20 protein-coding genes are annotated in these 20,424 nt (G+C 57.8%); 9 read left to right on the forward strand and 11 right to left on the reverse strand.

Features of this window, described 5'->3' with window-relative positions; genetic code table 11:
- Positions 1–268: 268 nt before the first annotated feature.
- The 11 genes from L540_RS19185 to L540_RS19235 form a co-directional block, all read right to left on the reverse strand.
- Positions 269–1,081: an AbrB/MazE/SpoVT family DNA-binding domain-containing protein gene (locus L540_RS19185; protein ID WP_048026654.1), complete on the reverse strand. Its 813-nt coding sequence runs from the start codon at positions 1,079–1,081 to the stop codon at positions 269–271.
- A 47-nt stretch (positions 1,082–1,128) separates the two neighbouring features.
- Positions 1,129–1,563 carry a hypothetical protein gene (locus L540_RS21825; protein WP_131726056.1) on the reverse strand — a complete coding sequence of 145 codons (435 nt, stop codon included), beginning with the start codon at positions 1,561–1,563 and terminating at the stop codon, positions 1,129–1,131.
- Positions 1,564–1,651: 88 nt separating this feature from the next.
- Positions 1,652–2,812 (reverse strand): tyrosine-type recombinase/integrase, encoded by a 1,161-nt coding sequence (locus L540_RS21275; protein ID WP_165590435.1) that lies wholly within the window; start codon positions 2,810–2,812, stop codon positions 1,652–1,654.
- 5 nt (positions 2,813–2,817) lie between these two features.
- Positions 2,818–3,450 (reverse strand): prepilin peptidase, encoded by a 633-nt coding sequence (locus tag L540_RS21280; protein ID WP_231584898.1) that lies wholly within the window; start codon positions 3,448–3,450, stop codon positions 2,818–2,820.
- A 44-nt stretch (positions 3,451–3,494) separates the two neighbouring features.
- Positions 3,495–4,259 (reverse strand): hypothetical protein, encoded by a 765-nt coding sequence (locus L540_RS21285; RefSeq protein ID WP_053073248.1) that lies wholly within the window; start codon positions 4,257–4,259, stop codon positions 3,495–3,497.
- Between the two features lie 34 nt (positions 4,260–4,293).
- Complete coding sequence (locus L540_RS19205; protein ID WP_043215379.1) at positions 4,294–4,560, reverse strand: hypothetical protein; 267 nt, start codon at positions 4,558–4,560, stop codon at positions 4,294–4,296.
- Between the two features lie 191 nt (positions 4,561–4,751).
- Positions 4,752–5,084: a hypothetical protein gene (locus L540_RS19210; RefSeq protein ID WP_131726057.1), complete on the reverse strand. Its 333-nt coding sequence runs from the start codon at positions 5,082–5,084 to the stop codon at positions 4,752–4,754.
- Between the two features lie 255 nt (positions 5,085–5,339).
- Positions 5,340–6,380, reverse strand: a complete 1,041-nt coding sequence (locus L540_RS21830; protein WP_109842569.1) for a ParB/RepB/Spo0J family partition protein — start codon at positions 6,378–6,380, stop codon at positions 5,340–5,342.
- Positions 6,377–7,075, reverse strand: a complete 699-nt coding sequence (locus tag L540_RS22095; RefSeq protein ID WP_048026656.1) for an AAA family ATPase — start codon at positions 7,073–7,075, stop codon at positions 6,377–6,379. The genes L540_RS21830 and L540_RS22095 overlap by 4 nt, the downstream gene beginning before the upstream one ends.
- Before the next feature lie 892 nt (positions 7,076–7,967).
- Positions 7,968–8,279, reverse strand: coding sequence for a hypothetical protein (locus L540_RS19230; protein ID WP_043215386.1), 312 nt, complete (start codon positions 8,277–8,279; stop codon positions 7,968–7,970).
- 273 nt (positions 8,280–8,552) lie between these two features.
- Complete coding sequence (locus L540_RS19235) at positions 8,553–9,476, reverse strand: replication initiator protein A (RefSeq protein WP_048026658.1); 924 nt, start codon at positions 9,474–9,476, stop codon at positions 8,553–8,555.
- A 980-nt stretch (positions 9,477–10,456) separates the two neighbouring features.
- Between L540_RS19235 and L540_RS19240 the strand changes: the two genes are divergently transcribed.
- From L540_RS19240 to traW, 9 genes are read left to right on the forward strand one after another with little or no spacing between them, the layout of a single operon-like run.
- On the forward strand, positions 10,457–11,149 hold the full coding sequence (locus tag L540_RS19240) for a DotI/IcmL family type IV secretion protein (RefSeq protein WP_043215389.1): 693 nt from the start codon (positions 10,457–10,459) through the stop codon (positions 11,147–11,149).
- Complete coding sequence (locus L540_RS21635; RefSeq protein ID WP_109842571.1) at positions 11,149–12,243, forward strand: DotH/IcmK family type IV secretion protein; 1,095 nt, start codon at positions 11,149–11,151, stop codon at positions 12,241–12,243. Before L540_RS19240 ends, L540_RS21635 begins: the two co-directional genes overlap by 1 nt.
- Positions 12,244–12,251: 8 nt before the next feature.
- Positions 12,252–13,562 (forward strand): conjugal transfer protein TraO, encoded by a 1,311-nt coding sequence (gene traO, locus L540_RS21305; RefSeq protein WP_109842572.1) that lies wholly within the window; start codon positions 12,252–12,254, stop codon positions 13,560–13,562.
- A 2-nt stretch (positions 13,563–13,564) separates the two neighbouring features.
- Entirely contained in the window at positions 13,565–14,320 is a 756-nt protein-coding gene (locus L540_RS19255; RefSeq protein ID WP_043215393.1) for a hypothetical protein, read from the forward strand.
- Between the two features lie 9 nt (positions 14,321–14,329).
- The gene (gene traQ, locus L540_RS19260; protein WP_043215396.1) at positions 14,330–14,860 is read left to right on the forward strand and encodes a conjugal transfer protein TraQ; all 531 of its coding nucleotides are present in this window, start codon (positions 14,330–14,332) and stop codon (positions 14,858–14,860) included.
- 29 nt (positions 14,861–14,889) lie between these two features.
- Positions 14,890–15,327 (forward strand): DUF6750 family protein, encoded by a 438-nt coding sequence (locus tag L540_RS19265; protein WP_053073254.1) that lies wholly within the window; start codon positions 14,890–14,892, stop codon positions 15,325–15,327.
- Between the two features lie 57 nt (positions 15,328–15,384).
- On the forward strand, positions 15,385–16,107 hold the full coding sequence (locus L540_RS19270; RefSeq protein ID WP_053073255.1) for a hypothetical protein: 723 nt from the start codon (positions 15,385–15,387) through the stop codon (positions 16,105–16,107).
- Between the two features lie 21 nt (positions 16,108–16,128).
- Positions 16,129–19,194 carry a conjugal transfer protein TraU gene (locus tag L540_RS19275; RefSeq protein ID WP_043215682.1) on the forward strand — a complete coding sequence of 1,022 codons (3,066 nt, stop codon included), beginning with the start codon at positions 16,129–16,131 and terminating at the stop codon, positions 19,192–19,194.
- Positions 19,195–19,202: 8 nt separating this feature from the next.
- Positions 19,203–20,411, forward strand: coding sequence for a conjugal transfer protein TraW (gene traW, locus L540_RS19280; protein WP_231584894.1), 1,209 nt, complete (start codon positions 19,203–19,205; stop codon positions 20,409–20,411).
- The last annotated feature ends 13 nt before the right edge of the window (positions 20,412–20,424 follow it).

Raw genomic sequence — 20,424 nt, forward strand, 5'->3', positions numbered from 1 at the left:
GCCGCGAGCGCGCGCGCAGCCCCGAGGAGGGGCGGAGGCAAGAGCCGACCGGAGGGAGGGAAGCATGGAAGCCCGAATGGGGCGAGACTGGCGCAGCCAGGCTCGACGCGCAGCGCGACAGGCCGGCCCGAAGCGTCAGCGTAGGGACTTGCCCGCGGGTCTAGGTCCGTTGATGCTTATAGCCCACGTTCTGTACGGAGCAGTCCATGACCGTGACACACCGCCTGACGCTTAGGACCGCCCCAGCACGGCGCGCGATCACCAGAGCTCAGAGCTCTTTGCCTACGGCCGCACCGAAAGAAACCGGCTCATGGCGATTCTCGGGTGTGATCCCCGCAACCAGCGTATCCAAATCGTAGCGTTTGTCGGCGGGCTGAATGATGATGAGACCATTACGCTCAAACGAGCGAGAGAGCACGACAGAGCCTTCGGCGGCAACACCGCAGTGTTTGCGAACGGCTGTTCCAATGGCCTCATCGAACCGATTGATGAAGCCGAACCGAGACAGCCCCAACAGCCAGTTGAACGCCACCAAGAGTGCCAACAGCGATCCAGCCATTGAAACGGCGTGCTTGATGGATTCCGCCCTAGCACCTTGAAGCTCGGCCAACACGCTGCTGATGGTTTCTGGCGAGAAGACTGCCAGCGCAAAACCAACCCAGAACAGGCCAATCGGAATGGCGTGGTAGCAGTAGCCAAATGAATTGAGCGCCACCCGCAAGAGATTCAACACTTGAGCGACGTACACACGCACGTCCGAAAAGACACTGTGCCGGATCAGGGCGTAATCTGCGTCCAGGATCGATCCGACTTTCACTTGGTTGACTTCGACATCCCAAGAGAAGCCATCCTTGGCCTCGATGCGGGCGGTCAAGGCGCGCTTGTAGCGAGCATGCAGACGATCCGCCCCGAGGAGCAGGGCCAGGGCAGCAGGGCCGGCGAGGTAGGGATTGCTGAAGAACCACCACAGCGGAAGATACGTCAGCCAGAAGGCTGCAATTCGATAACGCGATTCCTTGAGGTTTTGCCAGGTGAGAGTTCGGCGAACGTGCTGCCAGAGATGCTTGAGCCGTGCTTTCATGGGGTCACTCCTTCCCGAGACGATGCGAACTTGGATGCGCCGGAACGCTAATGCGCGTAGCATGCGGCAGCTTGCATTGCCGAGAGTAAATCTCCAGTCACTACAGCAACACGCATTTCGCCGGAGAAAATGCCATAGGCCGAGTTCTTGACAAGTGGAGCAAGGGTTAGCACCACGTGCCCGGTGGCATCGACCAGGTAAGCGACGGGACGCTCGGGGTAGCGGACCATAGGCACGCGCCAATGGCGTGCATCCCCGTGCGAGAACATCTGGAACCGAGCGCCGCTCAGAGCGCCCTTTTCCCATGCCGTCAGAAAGGCTTCACGCCCCGCTCGATAGGCTTTGTTCCAGTTGTTTGCCTGTTCGGGTTGGTCACGATAGTGATCAGGCAAGGGAGTAGCGGAACGAATTGAAGCGTCGTTCCATCCGGCCAGCAGGCCTTCGACGTGCGCGATGGACTGCTCGGGAAACTCAAGGGTCATGATGGTGTATCTTTTATATTCCGTATCATATATATGATACAAAATATAGACATCGATGCATAGCCCACGTGTAGAGCCATGTGAACACCTACCGTATTGGTCGAGACGCACGCAGCTGGCGCGCGAGGTCGAAAAACTCCAAGTTTGTGTAGCGCATCGTCGTGCGAATATCTTTGTGCCGCATCATCTCGGCGACCACGCGCATATCGTGGCCAGACAGGACCAGCTCTGTCGCCCGGGTATGGCGGAGCCAATGCGTCGACACGCGCTCGAGAAGAGCGGCCGCAGCAGTTTCCCCTTCGTCACGCAGGGCGAGCGCCGCGCCAGTGAACTCCGCCTTAACGATGTTCCAAGCTGTCTGTCGCGTGCGCACAGTGCGCCATTGCGTCCGACGGCGCCGGCCGGTGGCACTCTTGCCCCCGGCACTACGATCGGTAAGCGGCGAGAGGATCAGTCCGTTGTCTTCGTTTGGCGGAGGATCCGCAGGCAAGCCAAAAGCCTCTCGGTAAATATGGAAGGCGTCGATAACGAGCTCGTCGAGGTAGGCTAGGTTGCCGCTGCCGCCGCCCTTTTCCTCTCTCAATTGAAGGCCCCAGTACACATCGCCCAGCAGGGGATCTGTGTGTTGGCCCACGTCTGTCATATTGCAGGCGAGCGCTTCGTGGGCCCGCAAGCCTGTGCCGAGCAGCAACAAGATGAGGAAGCGGTTTCGGTAGTAGATGAGATGATCAATGGCGGTCCGTTTGGGCCGAAGGTCCATCTTCGTCATCACAACATCCAGCAGCTGGCCAGGAACGGCACGGTGGCTGGGCCTGGCCTTGTGGAGAGGATTTGCCTGCCCCCAGCCACTGTATGGATTGCGCGGAATGTACCCCGCCTGGTGCCAGAAGTTGAATAGCCCGCGCAAGATCTTGTGAGCGTCGGAAAGGGAGGACTCTGCCAGCGGTCCGCGAAACGGCGTCCAGCGAGGGTCATCAGGTCGGAGCCCGGCCGGACAAACGTGTTCGCTAGCGCGCAGCTTCAGAAATTCTCCATAGGCCAGGACGTCCTGGTAATTCCATCGGGCTGGCGTCTGCGCCGCCTGCGTCCTGCAATACCAATGCAGACGCCGGATCTCGCGCTGATAGGTATCGAGTGTGGCCGGCGAAAGCCGGCGAGCGACCAGAACCTGGAGCCATACCTCTGCGGCTGCCCAGTCGTCGACGACATGCCCGAGATTATGCGTTACTGGCGCGAGTTCGTGGATCATATCCATCACCAGAAACGCCAATGAGGCGGTAGCAGCGCGTAGGCAACGCCGGCGCAGGCTAAGCATGGGCCGAAGGCAAACGGCATGCGGAGCCGGCCACGCACCACTCCTCGGTACGCAGCGGAGACTAGGCCGAGCGCCACGGCGACGATAAGCACCGGATATAGGGCGCCCAGGCCGAACCAGGCGCCAAGGGCAGCAGTGAGCTTGTAATCACCGTACTCCATGCCAAGCTGGCCGGTGACGGCCTGATGGACTTTTGCCAGCCCCCATAGCGAACAGTAGCCTACAGCAGCGCCCTGAATCGCCGCCGCTGGAGAAGTAAAGAGATCAAATGAATTCACGGCGAGACCCGCCCACATTAGTGGTATGGTCAAGACGTCGGGCAGCAAACGGGTCTGATCGTCAATGTAGGCCAGCGCAACAAGGACGGTTAGCAGAACGGCAAGGGCTACAAATTCGACCGTTTGCCCGTGCAAGGAATAGGCGGCAAGAACCAGAATCGAGACCAGGCTGACAACGAGTGTATCCCGAAGGCCAGAGGTGGAAACGGCAATGGCGTCGGCATCGGCATATTGGTGGCGCAGCCAGCGAGGAACTTGGCGCACGACGGCATTAGCTATCAGCCCGAGAAGCACGCCCAAGAAAAGGCACAAGATCATTAGCGGGTCTCTCTGATGACCTATGATTTCGATGGTTGCTGATCAAGCATCTGCTGCAGCCGAGCGCTCTTTATGCGCAAATTGTCTAGCATCGTCTGGGTATCGCGCAGCTCTTGCTCTTTACGTGCCAATGATGCCTTTGCAGCGCGCAGCTTTTCTTCAACGTCGCGCACCTCCTGCCTTATTGCATCTACGCGCAACATGGCCATTCTGTTGTCACCTGCGGCGCGCTGATTGGCCAATTCAAGAGCAGCGGTGAGCTTGTCTATGGTTTCTTGACGACTTTGTGAGAGACGATGTGCCGCCTCGAGCTCCGAGCGCGAGGCCGCTGCCTCTATAAGTGCACGCTCACGAGCCTCATCGGCCATGTTTGCCCGCTGCAGTGCTGCCTGTTCTTTCGATCGCGCCATTGCTAGCTCCTGCCGCTGATACTCCATCAGCTCCGACAACCGCTGCCATTCGCCTTCCTGCTGGGCCGGGGCTATGCGCGGGGAACTCGGCTTCGGCTGATGCACAACAGTAGGCGCAGGGGACGATGTCACGCCCGAGGAGCGAAGGGCATCGAGGACACTTTGCACTGTTTGGGTCGACGGCCTGCGGGCGGGTGCGAATTGGCTGAGCAGGCGCAGGTACGTCTTGACTCCATAGATCCTGCCGGTTGTAGCCTGGACAGCAGGAATAAAGAGCTCAAGAAATCTCCGGTTGGATACAGCACTCGGCAAATTGGCTTCGATCTCCCCCACAGCCCGCAGCACAGCTGCGGCCTGGTCGTCGGGCAGGGGCAATAAGCTCGGCCGAGCCATCTCAGTCCTGACGACGTCAACCGACGACCGGCGTGAGCTGTCCCGCAGCCCACCAGCTGGCCAGCAAGGCGAACAACGTCATCAGATACCCCAAATCATGGCACCAGGCGACCTTGCCATTTGCCCGCAGCATCAGCGGCAGCGCCAAGATGGCCAAGCCCGCCGGCGCAGCGACCAGGTAGTCGCCGCTCGCCGGCGGGCCGCCAGCAAAAAAAATGGCGGCGGCACCAAAAGCCGCCGCTGCGGCCAGCAGATATTGAAACAGTGTCAGCGCGTCACGCATTGGTGTCCCCAAAGTGAAGTCTGTACGAGAGTCATCGATTTACGTCCGGTCGCCTCAAGACCTTAATCATCTTAACCGTCATTGTTATGACGTTGCAAGAATTAAGCTTTGACATACGGCGCAATATGTCAAAAGCTACCAGCCATGTGCTTTGCGGCAATATCCTACCTGTCTGTGGGCGATCTGAGCGCTCACCTAAAGAGGTCCACCAAGCGAATCCAGTCCGAAGGGGGCACCATAGATGGTTCATGCGCTTGCGGCAGGACAGGAACATTGTTGTTGCCGAACCGGTGACTTGAGTTGAGCTCCTGCAGATACCTGTTGGAGATGCCCAGGCCGCCGTTCTCCGGCACGACGATATGGAAGTACATGACGACGGCTACGACGCGCTCGGTTCCGCCTAGGAACCGAAGCGCAGCCTGTTTCAGCATCGGAGTCAGCGGCGCGATGTCGCCGGTGGGGGCCCAGGACTGTGGAAGCTGGCGGAAACGTTCGATCTTTGAAGGCTCTGGTGACGATGTCATATCATCCGTCTGGAAAGTAAATGGGGAGGGGTGCCTCGTCGCTCATCTGGCAACACATCAGGGGCAGAGCTCGTAATGGCAGTTCCGCCCCTGATGTCTACGTTCGGCCTTTACCGCCCTTCAAAACCTGGTGCCAGGGCATGGCTTGGTCTTCAACTTGCTCCGGCGCAAGTTAATGGTCGAGGCAGTCGCCGCGAACTTTCGCTATGGCACGCCATACCCCTGCCCTACCCTGCCCTACCCCGACTCCCATGGCTATTCACGCGCCTTCGCTTGCACCGGTGCAAGCCGCGCCTGCAGGTCTGCGACCAGACGCGAACGGGCCTCGGCATCCAGCATCGTGATATCGAGCGTCACGCGGCCGCTATCCCATTCCTTGATGACACCGGTCTGGTTGCCGTCCGGTGCGAGGATTTTGTACTGTCTGGAGACCTCCTTGGGCTTCCGGCTTTTCGGCTGGCCGTACCGCGAGCGCAGCTCGGTCAGGTCTCGGCGGCTCACGTCGCCGGTCATAACCTTTTCCGTCTGTTCGATGAGCACGGCTAACGGGGCGACTTGGTGCAGTTGCACGAGCTCGTACAACACCGACATACCAACAGCACCAGGATTGGTCCGAATGATGTCGAGCACTTCGACGGGCAGCGTAAGCGCGGCCAGTGTCTTATTGACCTTGGACAGGTCCTCACCAGTTTCTTCCGCGAGGTGCGACTCGGATTTGAAAACTCCATCATCGAGCACCTTGCGCCATGCCATTGCATCATCCAGTGCGCTGTGCCGCTTCCGATTGTCGTTCGTCTTGTACGACAGAAGGTAGAGATCTTGATCCGAGACGTTCGGAAACACCAGGACGTCGATATGGGCCGCTTTATTCAGACGCAGGCCGCGCTTTCGCGTCTGGCCGTCAATAAGAATACGACGAGCCTCCCGTCGAGTGGCGAGTGCCGGTACGAGTTGGCCGTCAGCCAGAAGAGCGCTGGCAATCTTGCGGACGTCTTCGTCCAGATAAATCCTACGCGCGCCATAGGGATTGTCTTCGATACCGTCCAGCGCCCACTGCTCGAAGACTGGCGTACCGTAGCGTTGCGTCAGTAGCGCGACCCTGGCGGCCTGGTCGGGCTGGGAACTTGCACCGGTGAAAGTGGATGGAGCTGAGGACTCCGGGGTAGGAGGTGAATAGCCAGTCGGGCGCTGTGCCAGGGTGGCTTCGGCCTGTTCAAAGCGGTCTTTGATGGCGGTATCCACGGGAGCAGAGGCCGCACGATGAACGGCGGCGCTTAGATCACGTTTACGGCTCATTGAGCAGTTTCCTCCAGGCCAAGATGACCCAACAGTTCATCCGTGACAGCTTCCACTTCTTGCTTAGCCGTCGAATTACTCAACCCATGCACAGTGATTCCGTAAGGCTGGCACTCCACATAGGAATTACGTTGCGAAAAATAATTTTTGAACGCTGGAATATCATCATTATGGATAATTTTCAGGCATTCCGAAAAAATTTTTCCGCGCTGCATGCGAGACGGCAGCCAGAAGAGTTCAAGGCTTGTATTCTGCGTTTTAGCGCGCAGACCCAACTCCTTCGCTTCTTTCGACGCCCAATAGTTATCAAAGACCGGGATGATCGGGATCAACGCCACATCTGCAATCTGGAGCGCGGCCCAAGGCACGGGGGACTCTATTGCCGGCGGGCAGTCGAGGAGGATCACGTCATAGTCGGGCGCGAGCTTGCGCAGTTGGTCAAGGAACTTTGCCCCAATCCCGGCGAGAGAGACGACGGTAGCGGGGAAGGGCTCCTCCGAGTCTGCCTGAGCGGCCCATGTGACGCAGGTATGCTGGGAGTCGAGATCAACTACGAGACATTTAAAGCCCCGGCGAGCTAGACCGCCAGCGAGCTGCATTGCAGTCATCGTCTTGCCGCAGCCCCCCTTTTGGTTGTAGATCGCGACAATTTTTGAGGCCGGCGTTCGCTGGCCAGAAGGCTCTTTCTTTGCCATGGGCATCATCCTTGAGCAGTAACTTGCACCGGTGCAAGTCGAATTACGGGAAAGCCCGCACCACTTCGAGCATTACGTTATTAATGCTAACGCTTCATAAATTATGAATTGTTATTAAAATTATCGCAAGCGAATTTTGTGCGGGTAGGGTTTGCACCGGTGCAAGCACGAACAACAAAAAAACGCCTCGTGAGGCGTTTGTGTTTGCGAGAAATCATGCGGATAGACGACCACAGTCTCGAGGAAGACGTAAGCGGTGTAGTAAATGGCCCTGTGACGGCTCTAGCCTCGCGTGACGCGAGGCACGCGCGGAGCCCCGTGCGAACCCACCGAGAGTCTGTAAGTGCGCCCGCGTCTGTCACAAACGAAGGCCCGTCTAATCATTGTCTGTACGACCCAAGCTCTGCCTCGGTGGAGTACGCAGCACCCTATCGGCAGCCATTCCTCGCGCCGCACGTCCCGCAAAGACACTTGCACCGGTGCAAGCCCGCCGCCCATTAAGCGGGCTGTGTCGAGTCCTCGAACATATCGATCTGGTTACTATTTACTCTGCTTGTGGCGGCGAAGAATTGCGTCAAGGCCATGTCAATAATCTCTGACTGCGACACGGCGCGCCGCTCTTCCTCAGCCATCAAGCTTGCATGCTGCTTCACTAGGGCAAGGAATTCCTCACGGAACCGTATTGTCTTGGTAACGTGGGGCGCCAGAGGGAAAGGGGTATATGCCCTCGACTCGGGGCCCGTTGCTCGAGGCGCTTTCACTTGGGGTTCGGACATACTCATCATCTCAGGGCCTTTGAACATACTTAAATATTTATGTATGTATTTATGTTCAATGATACACCAAACCCGCTACAAGCGCGCCCCTTATGTGTGTAGGAGGCCCTTGACAATCAGTAGTTTACGGCCATTGGAGTCGGGTCGCGCTCCACTGTTAACTCGGCCAGTTGGGAGCGAAGGACATCTAAATATTCCTCGTTGTGGCAGAAGAGGTAATCAGGATAGGCGGGAAGGCCGCGGCGATGGCGCAGAAGCAGATCAGAAATATGTTGGGGCGACAAATTCTGACGCTGCAGCGCATATACGTCGCCGCGTTGTAGCGCGGCGTTGATACTGGCCATCATTGCTTGCGCCCCTTCTATGCGGGCGATTTCTTCGCGCAGCTGGGTCAGCTGGGAAGTGGCGCTGACTGGATGAACCGACATGGAAGCCTCATGAGCAGGTGCAACATAACAAACCCTAACATTTTTTGTATTGTCCTTACAATACAAAAAATGTGTCGTTGAAAGACGAGGCACTAGAAGGCGCCAAGTTGATGCAACGCGGCCCCACAGACAGCACGAGCGTCGGGGGCCTTTTGGCGCAAGCGGGGCAGAACGTGAATCCTAACGGCAGCTTTAGGCTGTTCTTTAGCGGCCAATTGGATAAGCGGAGGGTGCTATGGGCAAGACCGTCAGTGATAGACGACGGCCTTTTCGTTAGGGGAGAGTGGCCTCGGAGTGGCGCTCCAGCTGAGAAAACCAATCAAATAGCGACTCAGCTCGCAAGGTTTCGAGCAATTTCGCGCGATCGCGCGTATAAAACACGACATGTTGAGGCCGGCGGCTTGTGTCGATGGCTACATGGTAGTCCGGGATCGAATCGCTTTCGATGATCTTTCGCACCTGGCTACGAAAGCGCCTTGTGTCCTGGGTGCTGCCCGTTTTAGCCAGCAATTTTTCGATATCGCAGCGCCAAAAAGGCTTAGATGCAGCATGCTTGCGCGCCAGCTCATAGAGCCGGCGCTCCAGCGCCTGGCCAAGAGAATAATACTGCTTATCCAAAGTCAGGACTTCGTAGTGCAGCCAGGCGTTGTATAGCCAGTCGGAAACCGTCACAGTTGCTTCGAGAACACCTTTGCCGTTACTGGTATACCGATTGACCGTGTAGGTTTCAAGCAATCCGAACCCTTCCGTTTGCTCAATCCCGCCGGTGGTGATGTTGGTCTCGATCGTCGTGCCCTTGAGCCGGCGCAACGTCTCGAGGATGCTGGTATAGGCGTTGCCTCCGGTGGATTTGCCCGTATGGAGGAGGAAACGATATGTATCGACCTTGATCGTGCGCGAGATTGGCAAGCCGTTCTTTTTGGCCTCCAGCAACTGGGAGCCGATGAACAGCAGGAAGTCTTTGTCGAATACGGTAGCGGCGCCGGCAACTGACGGCGTGATGCGGACAGTCTTGCCGGTCCCAGCCTGCTTGTACTCGCGGATCTTCGTGTCTTTGTTCTTGGCCAGCGAGAATATCGGAAACTCCATGGTCGCCAAGTCGTCCTTGATCGACGCTTCAGGCAAGGCGGCGACAAAGAGCTCCCCTTGCTTGTCGGCAGGGCCTGGGTCAGGTAGGAGGGCGATTTCCATGCTCATGGGTTGGAGTCTACCCTTAAATAAATATTTGTGTAAATAGTCTGGGCCAGAGGTATGGTCATCGAGGCTCGTTGGCCTGGCCTCGAGGCACGGTGCCGCCAGACCTGCCAAACCGGGGTTTGTGGTTCGTGGCTATTCTGGACCATTGTTGAAAATGCATCCAGCTGTCTGTGGGTTAACTCAGATTAGTTAAAACAGTTAAAAGACGCGCGCGCGTGTTAGGGGTTATTAACCCATTGATTATACGAGACTTTTACCAGCATCTTGTCGCTGAAATACGAAATTCGCGTCGGCGATAGACGAGCGTTTGTCGTTGAAAGACGAAGGAAATGTCCTTGATAGACGAGACTATTCACAGGGTTATCACCATGTTATCCACAGGTGTCGGCGATAGACGAGCGCATCCGGACCCTCAGTTGGCTCGTTCTAGATAGCTGGTGCTCCTTTGTCGCCGATATACGAGTCGCTGGCAAAAGCCTCATAAGCCATTGGAGACGTCAAAGGACCGGGCTTGGCAAGTGATATCCGCACGCCCCTGTCATAGGGGAACGCGAAAAGTACGGTGTCGCCGATATACGAGAGTGACGCGACCCATCGGGGCGTCCGGCATGTCGTCGAAATACGACCGTGACCGTGGCGCCAAGCAACCCGCGGCGTCGGTGATATACGAAATTGGAGCGTATTCCGGGCCGGGGCAGGGCCGCAAGGAGCCCGGTGTCGCCAGCGCGCAACGGGGTGGGGGTTGGCCGAACTCGGTGGAGGTAGCCCCCATGGCCCAAAAGTGTCGGCGATATACGAGATTTCGGCAGCAGAAAGTCCGCGAAATACGACAGTAAAACTGCCCTACTTTTCTGTATCATTCCGATGATGCAGAACAATGCTCATCTCTTGAGTGGCTCCCAAACCAATGATTTTTTTGCCTTTCATCCTGTGTTAAATTTGTATCGTCTATATGATGCAAAATAACGCAGGGTGCCCTTATGTCCGAATTGACACCGGAGCTGCGAGAGGCGATTGCCAAGCTCGCCCAGACTTTTGACGCTGTCTCGCCGGCGGTGGCTGCCGCTCGGCACGAGAATCGGTTGCGTCGTTGGACGGGCGGCATCTTGAAGTCGAACTGCCTGCTGTCGGCGGCATTGCTCGTACTCGCTGTGACCAATGCCGCGGGCTGGTACTTCGCGCTGAACCCGGTTCGGGAGTACTTCGCTGCGGACAATGGCCGCATTCTCCCGCTGGTGCCGTTGTCGGCGCCTTATAGAGCGTCGCCCGAAGTCATCCAGTATGTCAGCGCCACGCTTAATCAGGCTCTTGCCCTGGACTTTTTGAACTATCAACAAGACCAGGAGAGGGTGCGCGGCCGATTCAGCAAGGCTGGCTTTGCATCGTATCTGGAAGCATTGGAGAAGTCCGGAATCATGGACCGGGTCCGGAAGCAGCGTATGAATCTGACCAATAGCACGTTCACCGGAGTCGTTACATGGGAAGGTTTGAACGCGGGGGTCTACACCTGGATAGTGGAGGTGCCAGTGGAGCTGCGTTTAGTCGGCCAGAACTCCGAATTGCCCACGCAGAAGTTCCGCGCCACGGTGCGTGTTTCGCGTACCTCTACGCTCGACTCCACCGAGGGCATCGCCATTGTGCAGATCGTTACGGCGCCGATGGAGCGGAACTGATGAAGAAAACGCTCACAATCGGGATCGGAGTACTCGCCGTGTGCATCATCGGCGCCCTCTCAGCAGACGCTTGCGCGCAGGTGCAGCCTGCCCAACAGAGTGAATGGGTGCCGGCGGTAGCTCCGTCATTTCCCTCGTTGCCCAAAACAGTGGTGGACGCCGCACAAGTCTCTATGGCAGACCCGGGCCGCACGCAAGGCGCGGCGCCCCAAAGTGGTGTGCCAGGTTCGGCGGAGCAAGCCACGACAGCAGGCGCAGCACTACAGGCAGGGAGGGTTCCCCTTGCCCCGCTAGTGCCACCAAGTGACGCCGCCTTTGATATGGCGAAGCAAATGGTCTCGCCATTTACGCCTGAACAAATCGAGGCACTACATGGTACGGTGGACAAGAATCGGCGAGCCATGGCGGTGCAGCCGGTACAGGTAGTCCCGGAGTCACGTTCGGTATCGGTGGACCTCAGCCCCGGTGCAGCGGCACCAATTCTGCGCTCGATGCCCGGCGAAATGTCCACGCTCGTCTTTCTGGACTCGACGGGTGCGCCATGGCCGCTCGCCGTCACGCCCCGAGTCTCAAATCAGAATCTCTTCGCAGCTGAATGGCTACGCGGCAGTCCAGTTGTGGTGGTGTCGGCCAAGACCTTCTATGAGCAGGGCAATCTGACTGTGTTCCTCCAAGGTCTGGTTACGCCGGTGGTCATAAAGCTCGCAACTGGGGAGGCGCGAAGCCAGGCGACGACTCGAACCGTTGATTACCGCCTGGATGTGAGAGTGCCCGGAAGAGGACCCAATGCCAGCGCACCGATGGTGGCCCAAGGCCAGATCGCGCTCTACGACAGCACGATGCAGGCCTTCCTGGATGGTGTGCCCCCAGATAGGGCAAATGCAGTGAAGATAGTCGGCGACAGTGGCAGACGAACGCAGGCCTGGCAGTTGGACGGCGCGCTGTATTTGCGCACTACGCTTGGGATGGAAACCGCTTTTGACCAGACTATCTCTGCAGCGGATGGCACGAGTGTATACAAGCTAGCACCCACGCCATACGTGATGCTTTCGGAGCTGGGCCACTCCTTGCGTCTGCAGCTCGATATTGATTGAGGGCCGCAATGTCTAACAGCGTGCAAAAAGAAGTAGGGCGTCAGGGCCTCTTAGTGTTTGTCGGGCTGGCGGTTGTTGGCGTCTTCCTGGCGTACTTAGGCTACACCTGGATAAATCAGGAGACGAAAAGCCCGAGTCGCCTGAGTCCAGTTGGCCACACAGGCGCAACAAAAATAGAGGAAAGCAACAGGTACAGGAAGACGCTGGACGCTTACAACGCGCAAGAGGCAAGGAACGCGGCGCAGTCTGGAGATACCTATATCTCCGTTCTATCCTCGAGGCAGAAGCCGGTAGCAGCTGAACAGGTGGCAGCTGTCCCAAAAGTAGAGACGCCATCTCCAAATCCGACGCCCGTGTATGTGCCCCAGGCACAGGCAGCGACCAACCAGATGGGCGAAAGGCAAATGGAAATGCTGCAAGAGCAGGTGAAGACTCTCCTATCGGCTTGGGCCCCAGTGCCCCATAGCTCGGCGACGGCGAGCGACGATGGCGATCAAGTAATGACGGCTTTACTGAGTCGGAGTACCGCCGTAACGTCTCAAGTCGCGACGAATTCGCGCCCGAAGCCGCAGATCATCGTCGAGCCCTATGCGCTTGTGCCTGCAATTTTGGTGACAGGATTAGACACTGACGAGAACTCGGTCGTCTCGGCATTCGTGCCGACAGGGCCGTATGCCGGCGCGGAGCTCTTTGCTATGGGGTACAAGCGCCTAAATTCCACGGTGGACATGACCTTCACTGCAATGCAGTGGAAGGGAAAGGCATACAAGATCACTGCGAAGCCAGTTGATCTGGAAACGGGCCGAACGACGTTAAGCGGAGAGGTCAACAACAGGTACTTCGAGCGCATCATTCTGCCGGCCATCGCTGCCGGGATCGGCAATACAGGTCAGCTATACGCACGTGCCAACTCTGAAACGGTGATTACGCCCCAGGGTGGTGCCGTTCAGAGTTTTCAGTCGCCCAACGGTGCTGCCGTTGCCGGTAGCTTTGTCTCAGGGATGGGTATTCAAGCTGGACAAGTCCTCGCCAATGATGCAGCCAATGTTCCCCAGAAGCAAGTGACCGTGCCTGCGAAGACGACCATCGGCATACGTTTCTTGGGACCGGTGTTGTCCACTGATGACGTGGCTATGGATGCTGTAGCGGCTGGAGCACCCAGCCCGCTAACGCAGGGACTCGAGGCGATCAGTGTGCCCGCTTCCCCGCCCACGCCCCAGCGCGTCCAGATCATGCCACAGACGCCGGCAATCGGAATGTCCCTGACCCCGGGCGTTTATCCCTTGCAACCGCAGCAACCGTTCGTTGGGGCTTACTGAAGATGACCTCCGATATCGACCTCTTTGCGCCAACCGAATCCGTCACCCAGCAAAAGACGTCAATGACAGGCTCCGTACCGCCGGCCGGCACACCTGGCTCCGCTCATCAGAAGGCCGCCACGAAGGTGGGCAGATGGCAAGACCAAGTCAAGCCGGCACATCTCTTGGCAGCAGGCGTGATACTGGTGGCAGTTTGGGTGATTTGGCCGCTGTTAGGAGCGGGCCGCACATCTTCCACGCAGGTAGCACTGCAGTCACCAGTATCGCCCCTCTCTATCGAGCAGCAGCTACCGCACGCGGCTGACCTGGCGGATGCCCCAGAGGCGCGGCCTGTCAAGCTGCGCGAGCGCGGTGAGGAGTTGTCCGGGGAAGAACTCCAGTCCATTAGGTCAGAGCTGGCACAGCAGCGTGACCAACTGCAGGCGTTGATCTTGGGGCAACAGCAGCTTAGTGACAAGCTGGCGCTAGTCATGGGACAGACGAAACAGCTGACTGACGCAGCCGAGGCCAGCAAGCAACCGAAGGCGGCAACGGCTGTCGCTATGCGTAAGCCTGCAGCAAAGCCTGCAGTTGGCAAGCCTGCCAGCTCAGTGGCAGGCCTCAAGGTCAATACGGTCTATCCGGGGCAGGCCTGGATCGATGCGCCGCTAGGCAAGACGTACATCGTGCGAGTTGGCGATGTGGTAGAGGGCGCCCGAGTGTTGTCAATCGATGAGCGCAGGCGCGTGGTCGAGACGACGCGAGGCTTCGTGCGCTAAGGAGGGAACATGGACCTCGGTCAAGCGGTCGTCAATGCTGCGGCCGGCCTAGTGGGGCCGGCCTGGAAGCTTCTGTGGGCGCTGTCGGCTCTCGTAGGCATTCTTTACGGCGGCGCCGTCATGATCCGTGCGCACAAGGCATCGCAAACGACGGGCCAGCCGATGCCGGTGGGCCAGTTAGTCATCCTGCTACTGATTGCGGGCGTAGTCACTAACTTATCTACGCTGCTCAATGCGGCATCCAACACCGTTGGCCTTGGAGATGTGAGTTACGGGCCTATCTCTTACGCCCCGGCGAGCTCGTTGGGGCCTCTTGCACAGATCGTTAATGCATGCTTGACGCTTGGAAGTATCGCTGGAGGATGGTTCGCCTTTAAAGGCGTATTGCTTTTGAAGCGAGCAACTGCAGACGGTCATGGCGGGAATGGAGGTGAGGATGTTATGTGGCGCGCCCTGACACACCTCATCTTCGGAGCGATGCTCGTAAATGTTCCGAAGTTCATCGACGCCTTTAGCGCAACCATCGGGTTGATGTATTAGCAGGTCCTTTCTTAATCAGGAGATCAAAAATGTTCAAGTTCTTTCGTAGCAAGCTCGGACAAGTCGAGACGATGGCGCAGCAGTTGCATTGCCATCTGATTTGCATGCAGGCGCATGTCGCTGGCTCGTCTGCCGTGCGTGCCTATGGGCTCGTGTTAGTTGGCGTGGCCGTATCGCTCCTCCTGGTCGATACGGCTCTCGCGCAGGGGATCGGTGGTATGGCCAACACGGCGGCAAGCCAAACCGATCAGGTCAAGGAAGCGGCAAAGCGGATTCTGCAAGGGGTGGGGGTTCTTTCCGGTGGCTATGGTGTCTACAACTGGTTCCGCAAAGGGAAAGAAGGGGAGAACAGCCGGATTTCTGGTGGTCAGATTACCGTCCCCATTCTCGCTGGGGCCGGCATGGGCGCCATTTCCTTCTTGATCAACACCGCTGGCCAGACGGTGGGAATGCCGACTGTTCAGTAAACGCGACGCAGGTTGCAGCGAAGCCACCAATTGGCTTCGCTGACCCGGAAACATGACATGAACGAAGAGAAGATGCGAACGCCGACCGATGGTGTCGATCAGCTGAAGGGGATTGGCGACCACTTCAAGCGGTCGCGGAGCCGGCAGCAATATTTGTCCACGAAAAAGGTGATCTGGGGCAGGCAGAAAAGCAGCTCATGGGATCCAGAGCCCGAAAGTGAGAACGGGGACTATGCGTTGGACGGGCGAATGGCTCCCTGCGTGTACTGCGGATTCTTGGGTTTTGGCCAGGCCGTAGACAATTTAAATGACAACCATACGGATGTCGCCCCGGAGAATTTGGCCGCGGTCGATCGTCTTTGCCACGCTTGGCATCACCTCGGCGAGCTCGAGCCTGGCCAAGGCCTCATGATTTTTCTGCCTGGGCTGGAACCCCAGGACGTGATCCACCTACAGCGCACAGTCTTCGTCGCGCTGAATACTGGATCGGAAGAACAGCGCGAAGAGGCAAGAGGACTTTTGAACTGGCTTGCGTCGCACAATCGATATGTGAAGGAGGCGTGGGGAACCGATCAACCCAGCCACTTCGGCGAGGCCTTTACGTCGAGCAACAGCGATCCGTTGGCACGGCAATATGGGCCTCTTCGAGATGTCGCCTTGCTCCTAAACCCAACACAGGTTGCCGAGCTGCTTCCGCGGTGGGCTGTGGAGACCTACCGGGCAATCCCGCGCGATGAGTGGGAAGGCCGCGCGAAAGAACTGGTTAACGCCACGATCTGAGGGCGAGGCGCTATGTCAAACATGCTCATCAAAATTGCGAAGGCGACGGAGGACTTCCTTGCCTATGTCGGTAAATATCTGGTCAGCAAAGAACTAGCTACGTATTGCGATCTGCAGACGGCAATTGGCGTAACGGAAGAGGACGTCCGCGAGAACCCAGAGCTAAAGGACCCTTATACGCTTACGACGCGAGAGGGTTCTCTACTTACGGTGATCGACCTTCAGGGTTGCTTTGAGATTCTATCCGACAGCGAATTTGAGGAAATGGTCGACATGCTGCGCGTGAAGCTAAGCGGGTACATGAGCAGGCCGGGCCACAGTTTCAGCATTGGTTTTGAGCGCGATCCTGAACGTGCATTCGATGAGTTGATGCGGCTGGCTGAGCCACAACTCAACAGCGCGCGGCGGATGGGGCTCCAGGTCGAGGACGTGATTGTCGACCGCATGCGAAGGAATGCGCCCTACGTTGCTTATGAACAAAACCTTCTGGTCGTGTATACGCATCCGACGGTTATGGAAAATGAAGAGCTCAAGCGCGAGCTTCGTGTCAATTCTGAGCAAAGGATCGCGCATAAAGTGCCCGCGATGGAGCATGCACAGAACCCTGCTTCAGTGTTGATGGCCCTCAAGTTTCGGCATGATACGTTCTTGAAGCACATTGAGGCCGACTTCAGCAAGAGTGGGCCGGGGGGACGGGCCGGCGTGATGCTCAAGCGCTTGAGTGGGCATGAAGCGATCAAACGTATACGGATCATGGTCAACCGCGAGCGCACCTCTCAGAAATTTCGGCCGGTGCTTCCCGGTGACAAAGTTATCCCGCATGGCCGCGCAGACGAGCATGATTACTCGGACTTGTTTGCGCCGCCGATCTGCTACCAAATTTGCGCAAACGACGTCGAAAGCAATCGAAGCGAGATGGTGTTCACGGATGAGCTGTGGCACGGCAACCTATTCATGGAGTTGGGGCCACAGGAGCTACAGCCGTTTGCTCGGCTATTTGATTCGATAGAGCAGAAACTGCCGTGGCGCATGCGCATGGATCTCGCTCCGGGGGGCCTAGACGGAATGCGCGGCCGTCGGATGCTGACGAGCTTCGTCGGCATGCTGCCCGCGAACCGTGGAATCCGGGACTCGTTCGCGGCATTGGAAGAAAGGAGCCGGCAGGAGCCAACATGCATAATGCGCGTCACGTTCTCGACGTGGGCGAAGTCGGAGGACGAGCTGCGCCGCCGGCTGGCCAGTCTGGACAAATCGATCCAAGCCTGGGGTGTCTGCCAAGTGACCGGGATGCGCGGTGATCCGCTGGCGGCATGGGCATCGACAATCGCCGGCTTTTCCGTCAAGAGCGTGGCGAATCGCTTGGTCCCTCCGCTATCGGATGCTTTGTACATGATGCCACTGCAGCGGCCGGCCACTCCATGGGCGGGGGGGGGCTCGATGATCCAGCGCACGCAAGACGGCAAGATTTTCCCTGTCCAGTTGGCCAGTCGACTGCAGGACACCAGCATCGAGTTGACGGCTGCACCGCCAGGCTCGGGGAAGTCTGTTCTGGGGAATACGCAGAATATGTCTATGGTCTTGAGCCCTGGCAACGTCAGGCTGCCGTTGATCGCCGTCGTTGATGTTGGACCATCATCAAAGGGCCTGGTGGATCTCATCCGTGATGCATTGCCGGACAATCGCAAGGAGGAGGCGGTCTACATAATGCTGCAGAACGACAAACGTTTTGCGGCCAATCCGTTTGACCTCCAGCTCGGAGCCAGGTATCCAACGGTAGTGGAGCGCAACTTCCTTGCGAACTTTCTTGCACAGATGTGTGTAGATACTTCGACGGCGACGATCCCTGGTGGTGTGGCAGGGGTCTGCGGAGAACTCATCAATCTTGCATACGCTGATCGCGCTGGGACTGGTGCGAATCTCTACGAAGAATCCATTGAGCCCCTTGTTGATCAGGCGCTATTGGACACGGGTCTTAAGGTCCGTCATGACGCGACTTGGTGGGAAGCAGCGACCTGGTACGAAGTAGCAGACATGCTATTTGCGGCGGGCCGCGTGCGTGAATCTGCACTCGCGCATCGGCAGGCTGTGCCGGTGCTGTCGGATATTGTGAGCTATCTGAACGCGGAGGCAGTGCAGCGGTACGACGATGCTCGCGTCGGTTCCGGAGAGTCATTGCTGAAGTACGTGTATCGCTGCCTGACCGATGCGATATCGAACTATGCCGTTTTCTCAGGCCGCACCCGCTTCGAGTTGTCAAGTGCGACGCGAGTTGTTGCGCTCAATCTCAATAATGTTATGGGAGGGAAAACGGCTGAAGGATACGCGCGAACAACCCTTATGTATATGTTCGCCATGAACATTGCTACGAAGAACTACTTTCTTGACAAGGAGACGCTTCTTCCGGTGATCCCGTCCATTTACGAGCAATATCACATGGCGCGGATCGCGGACGTCGCCGATGAACTGAAGGCATTGGTGATGGACGAGTTCCACAATACCGGAAGCGATGGCCAAGGGCAGGACGGGCTAGTCGACACGGTGGTCAAGCTTGGGAGGGAAGGGCGAAAGTGGAACATCCGAATCTCCCTGATCTCGCAGTATCTCTCCGACTTCCCTCCAACTCTACTGGATGCTGCAACGTCGGTGTACGTAATGCGCGGTGGCCAGGCCGGCGACGAGAGGGTGCTCAAAGAGCGTTTTGACGTCGACGGTGAGGCCATCAAGCGACTTCGCCAAGAAGCTCGCGGTCCATTGCCCGCTGGTGGCAATTACCTTGCCATATTCAAGACAAAGGTCGGAAAGATCGTTCAGATTCTGACAAATACCGTAGGCCCGACTGAGATGTGGGCGTTTTCGACCACACCGGCGGACATGGCTCTGCGCGCTAGGTTGTATGAGGCGATCGGACCCTATGAAGCTCGGCGGCTGCTGGCGGAGCGCTTTCCGTCTGGTTCAGCCGCAGCTGCCGTGGAATATCGAAAGCAGACGTCAGCCGGAGACGGGCAGCAGGTCTCGATCGTTGAACAGTTAGCGAATGAACTGCTAGATGAATACTACCGACAGCAGACTAGGGAGCTAGCGGCATGAGATCACGGATGGATATTAAAACAGCCACCGCATCCGCAGTGCTGATCGGAATCCTGGCGAGTTCCCAAGCGATGGCAGCGTACCCGGTGTTCGACGCGAAGAATAATGTGGTGCTGATGCAAATCCTGCAAGCTATCGGGACGATGAACAACACGGTCTCCGGCCTGCTGTACAACATTGGAACAGCTATTAACCAGAACGGGAGCAAAATTGCCAGCACGATCCAGCAAGCAGCGCAATCCCAACAACAGTACGAGGCAGCGCAGCAGCAGGCGCGCCGTTCTGTAGACGCACAACAAAGCTATGCGGTGCTGGCCAGCGTGTGCAGCGAAAGTGCGTCTGGCGGAGCAAGTCAAATCGCGGCGAAGGCGGCGATTATGAAGGGCGCACTGCGCCCTGGGGGTGGCGCCGGCTTTAGGAACGCGCAGATTGGCCAGGCCGTCAGCTCGCCGGCGGCCTCACCCGAAGTCGACGCAACGCGCGCGGCTAAGCTGCACGCATTGTATTGCGACAAGGACGACTTCGCCGCCTATGGCGGCAGTACGGCTTGCCCCTCGGTCTCTGTCCAAATGCCGGGTGCCGATAAGCGCATCGACTCTGTTCTCTATGGTGCCGGGCCGGAGGGTGCAGAGCCGGTCATGACCTTCACGGCAGAACAGACTGACGTCGCTCGGTTGTATGAGAAAAATTCTATCCGGAGGCCAGTGGCAAAAGCGGTCAGCAAAGGCGAGGCAGATACCCCGGCGGGCATGAGACACATCGGGCTGATGAATATGCTTAACAGCATCCTCTCGGCCGCCGGCGACCCTCAGCTCCAGCGGCTGGCCGACAGTCAACCGAGCCCAGGCACGCGCGAGTTGCTCCAGGAAGCGTTGACCTCACCGTCGGCGAAATCGTACTTCGACGCAACAGCCTCCGCGGAGGCAAAGCGCGCGGGGCTGATGTCGCAGCGCGAATTCGAAGCCTTTGAGGCAGGGAGGCGCTACGCGAATACGGCATATCAGGCAGATTTGCAGGCGATGAGCGGCGACAACCTGATGCGCGAGTTGATCAGGGTGCAGTCGCTCAATAGTTGGCTTCTGAGGGGGGTCAAGGACGCCCTGGAGCGGGGCAACATCATCAACGGCCAATCACTGGCGAGTATGGCGCGGCAAGAGTACGCGCCGCTACTGCAGCAGACCGGTATTGACGTCAGCGCCAATGCGGCCCGGCAGTAAACAGAGGCGGAGA

Source organism: Bordetella pseudohinzii (genome assembly GCF_000657795.2).
Taxonomy (GTDB): domain Bacteria; phylum Pseudomonadota; class Gammaproteobacteria; order Burkholderiales; family Burkholderiaceae_B; genus Bordetella; species Bordetella pseudohinzii.

What these genes read in the sequence shown, in the direction of transcription:
- L540_RS19275 (WP_043215682.1), top strand. Translation starts at nt 16,129, where the DNA reads ATGCTCATCAAAATTGCGAAGGCGACGGAGGACTTCCTTGCCTATGTC.
- L540_RS21635 (WP_109842571.1), top strand. Translation starts at nt 11,149, where the DNA reads ATGAAGAAAACGCTCACAATCGGGATCGGAGTACTCGCCGTGTGCATC.
- L540_RS21830 (WP_109842569.1), bottom strand. Translation starts at nt 6,380, where the DNA reads ATGAGCCGTAAACGTGATCTAAGCGCCGCCGTTCATCGTGCGGCCTCT.
- traW (WP_231584894.1), top strand. Translation starts at nt 19,203, where the DNA reads ATGGATATTAAAACAGCCACCGCATCCGCAGTGCTGATCGGAATCCTG.
- L540_RS19230 (WP_043215386.1), bottom strand. Translation starts at nt 8,279, where the DNA reads ATGTCGGTTCATCCAGTCAGCGCCACTTCCCAGCTGACCCAGCTGCGC.
- L540_RS21825 (WP_131726056.1), bottom strand. Translation starts at nt 1,563, where the DNA reads ATGACCCTTGAGTTTCCCGAGCAGTCCATCGCGCACGTCGAAGGCCTG.
- L540_RS19270 (WP_053073255.1), top strand. Translation starts at nt 15,385, where the DNA reads ATGAACGAAGAGAAGATGCGAACGCCGACCGATGGTGTCGATCAGCTG.
- traO (WP_109842572.1), top strand. Translation starts at nt 12,252, where the DNA reads ATGTCTAACAGCGTGCAAAAAGAAGTAGGGCGTCAGGGCCTCTTAGTG.
- L540_RS19235 (WP_048026658.1), bottom strand. Translation starts at nt 9,476, where the DNA reads ATGAGCATGGAAATCGCCCTCCTACCTGACCCAGGCCCTGCCGACAAG.
- L540_RS19205 (WP_043215379.1), bottom strand. Translation starts at nt 4,560, where the DNA reads ATGCGTGACGCGCTGACACTGTTTCAATATCTGCTGGCCGCAGCGGCG.
- L540_RS22095 (WP_048026656.1), bottom strand. Translation starts at nt 7,075, where the DNA reads ATGGCAAAGAAAGAGCCTTCTGGCCAGCGAACGCCGGCCTCAAAAATT.
- L540_RS19255 (WP_043215393.1), top strand. Translation starts at nt 13,565, where the DNA reads ATGACCTCCGATATCGACCTCTTTGCGCCAACCGAATCCGTCACCCAG.
- L540_RS19210 (WP_131726057.1), bottom strand. Translation starts at nt 5,084, where the DNA reads ATGACATCGTCACCAGAGCCTTCAAAGATCGAACGTTTCCGCCAGCTT.
- L540_RS19185 (WP_048026654.1), bottom strand. Translation starts at nt 1,081, where the DNA reads ATGAAAGCACGGCTCAAGCATCTCTGGCAGCACGTTCGCCGAACTCTC.
- traQ (WP_043215396.1), top strand. Translation starts at nt 14,330, where the DNA reads ATGGACCTCGGTCAAGCGGTCGTCAATGCTGCGGCCGGCCTAGTGGGG.
- L540_RS19240 (WP_043215389.1), top strand. Translation starts at nt 10,457, where the DNA reads ATGTCCGAATTGACACCGGAGCTGCGAGAGGCGATTGCCAAGCTCGCC.
- L540_RS19265 (WP_053073254.1), top strand. Translation starts at nt 14,890, where the DNA reads ATGTTCAAGTTCTTTCGTAGCAAGCTCGGACAAGTCGAGACGATGGCG.
- L540_RS21275 (WP_165590435.1), bottom strand. Translation starts at nt 2,812, where the DNA reads ATGATCCACGAACTCGCGCCAGTAACGCATAATCTCGGGCATGTCGTC.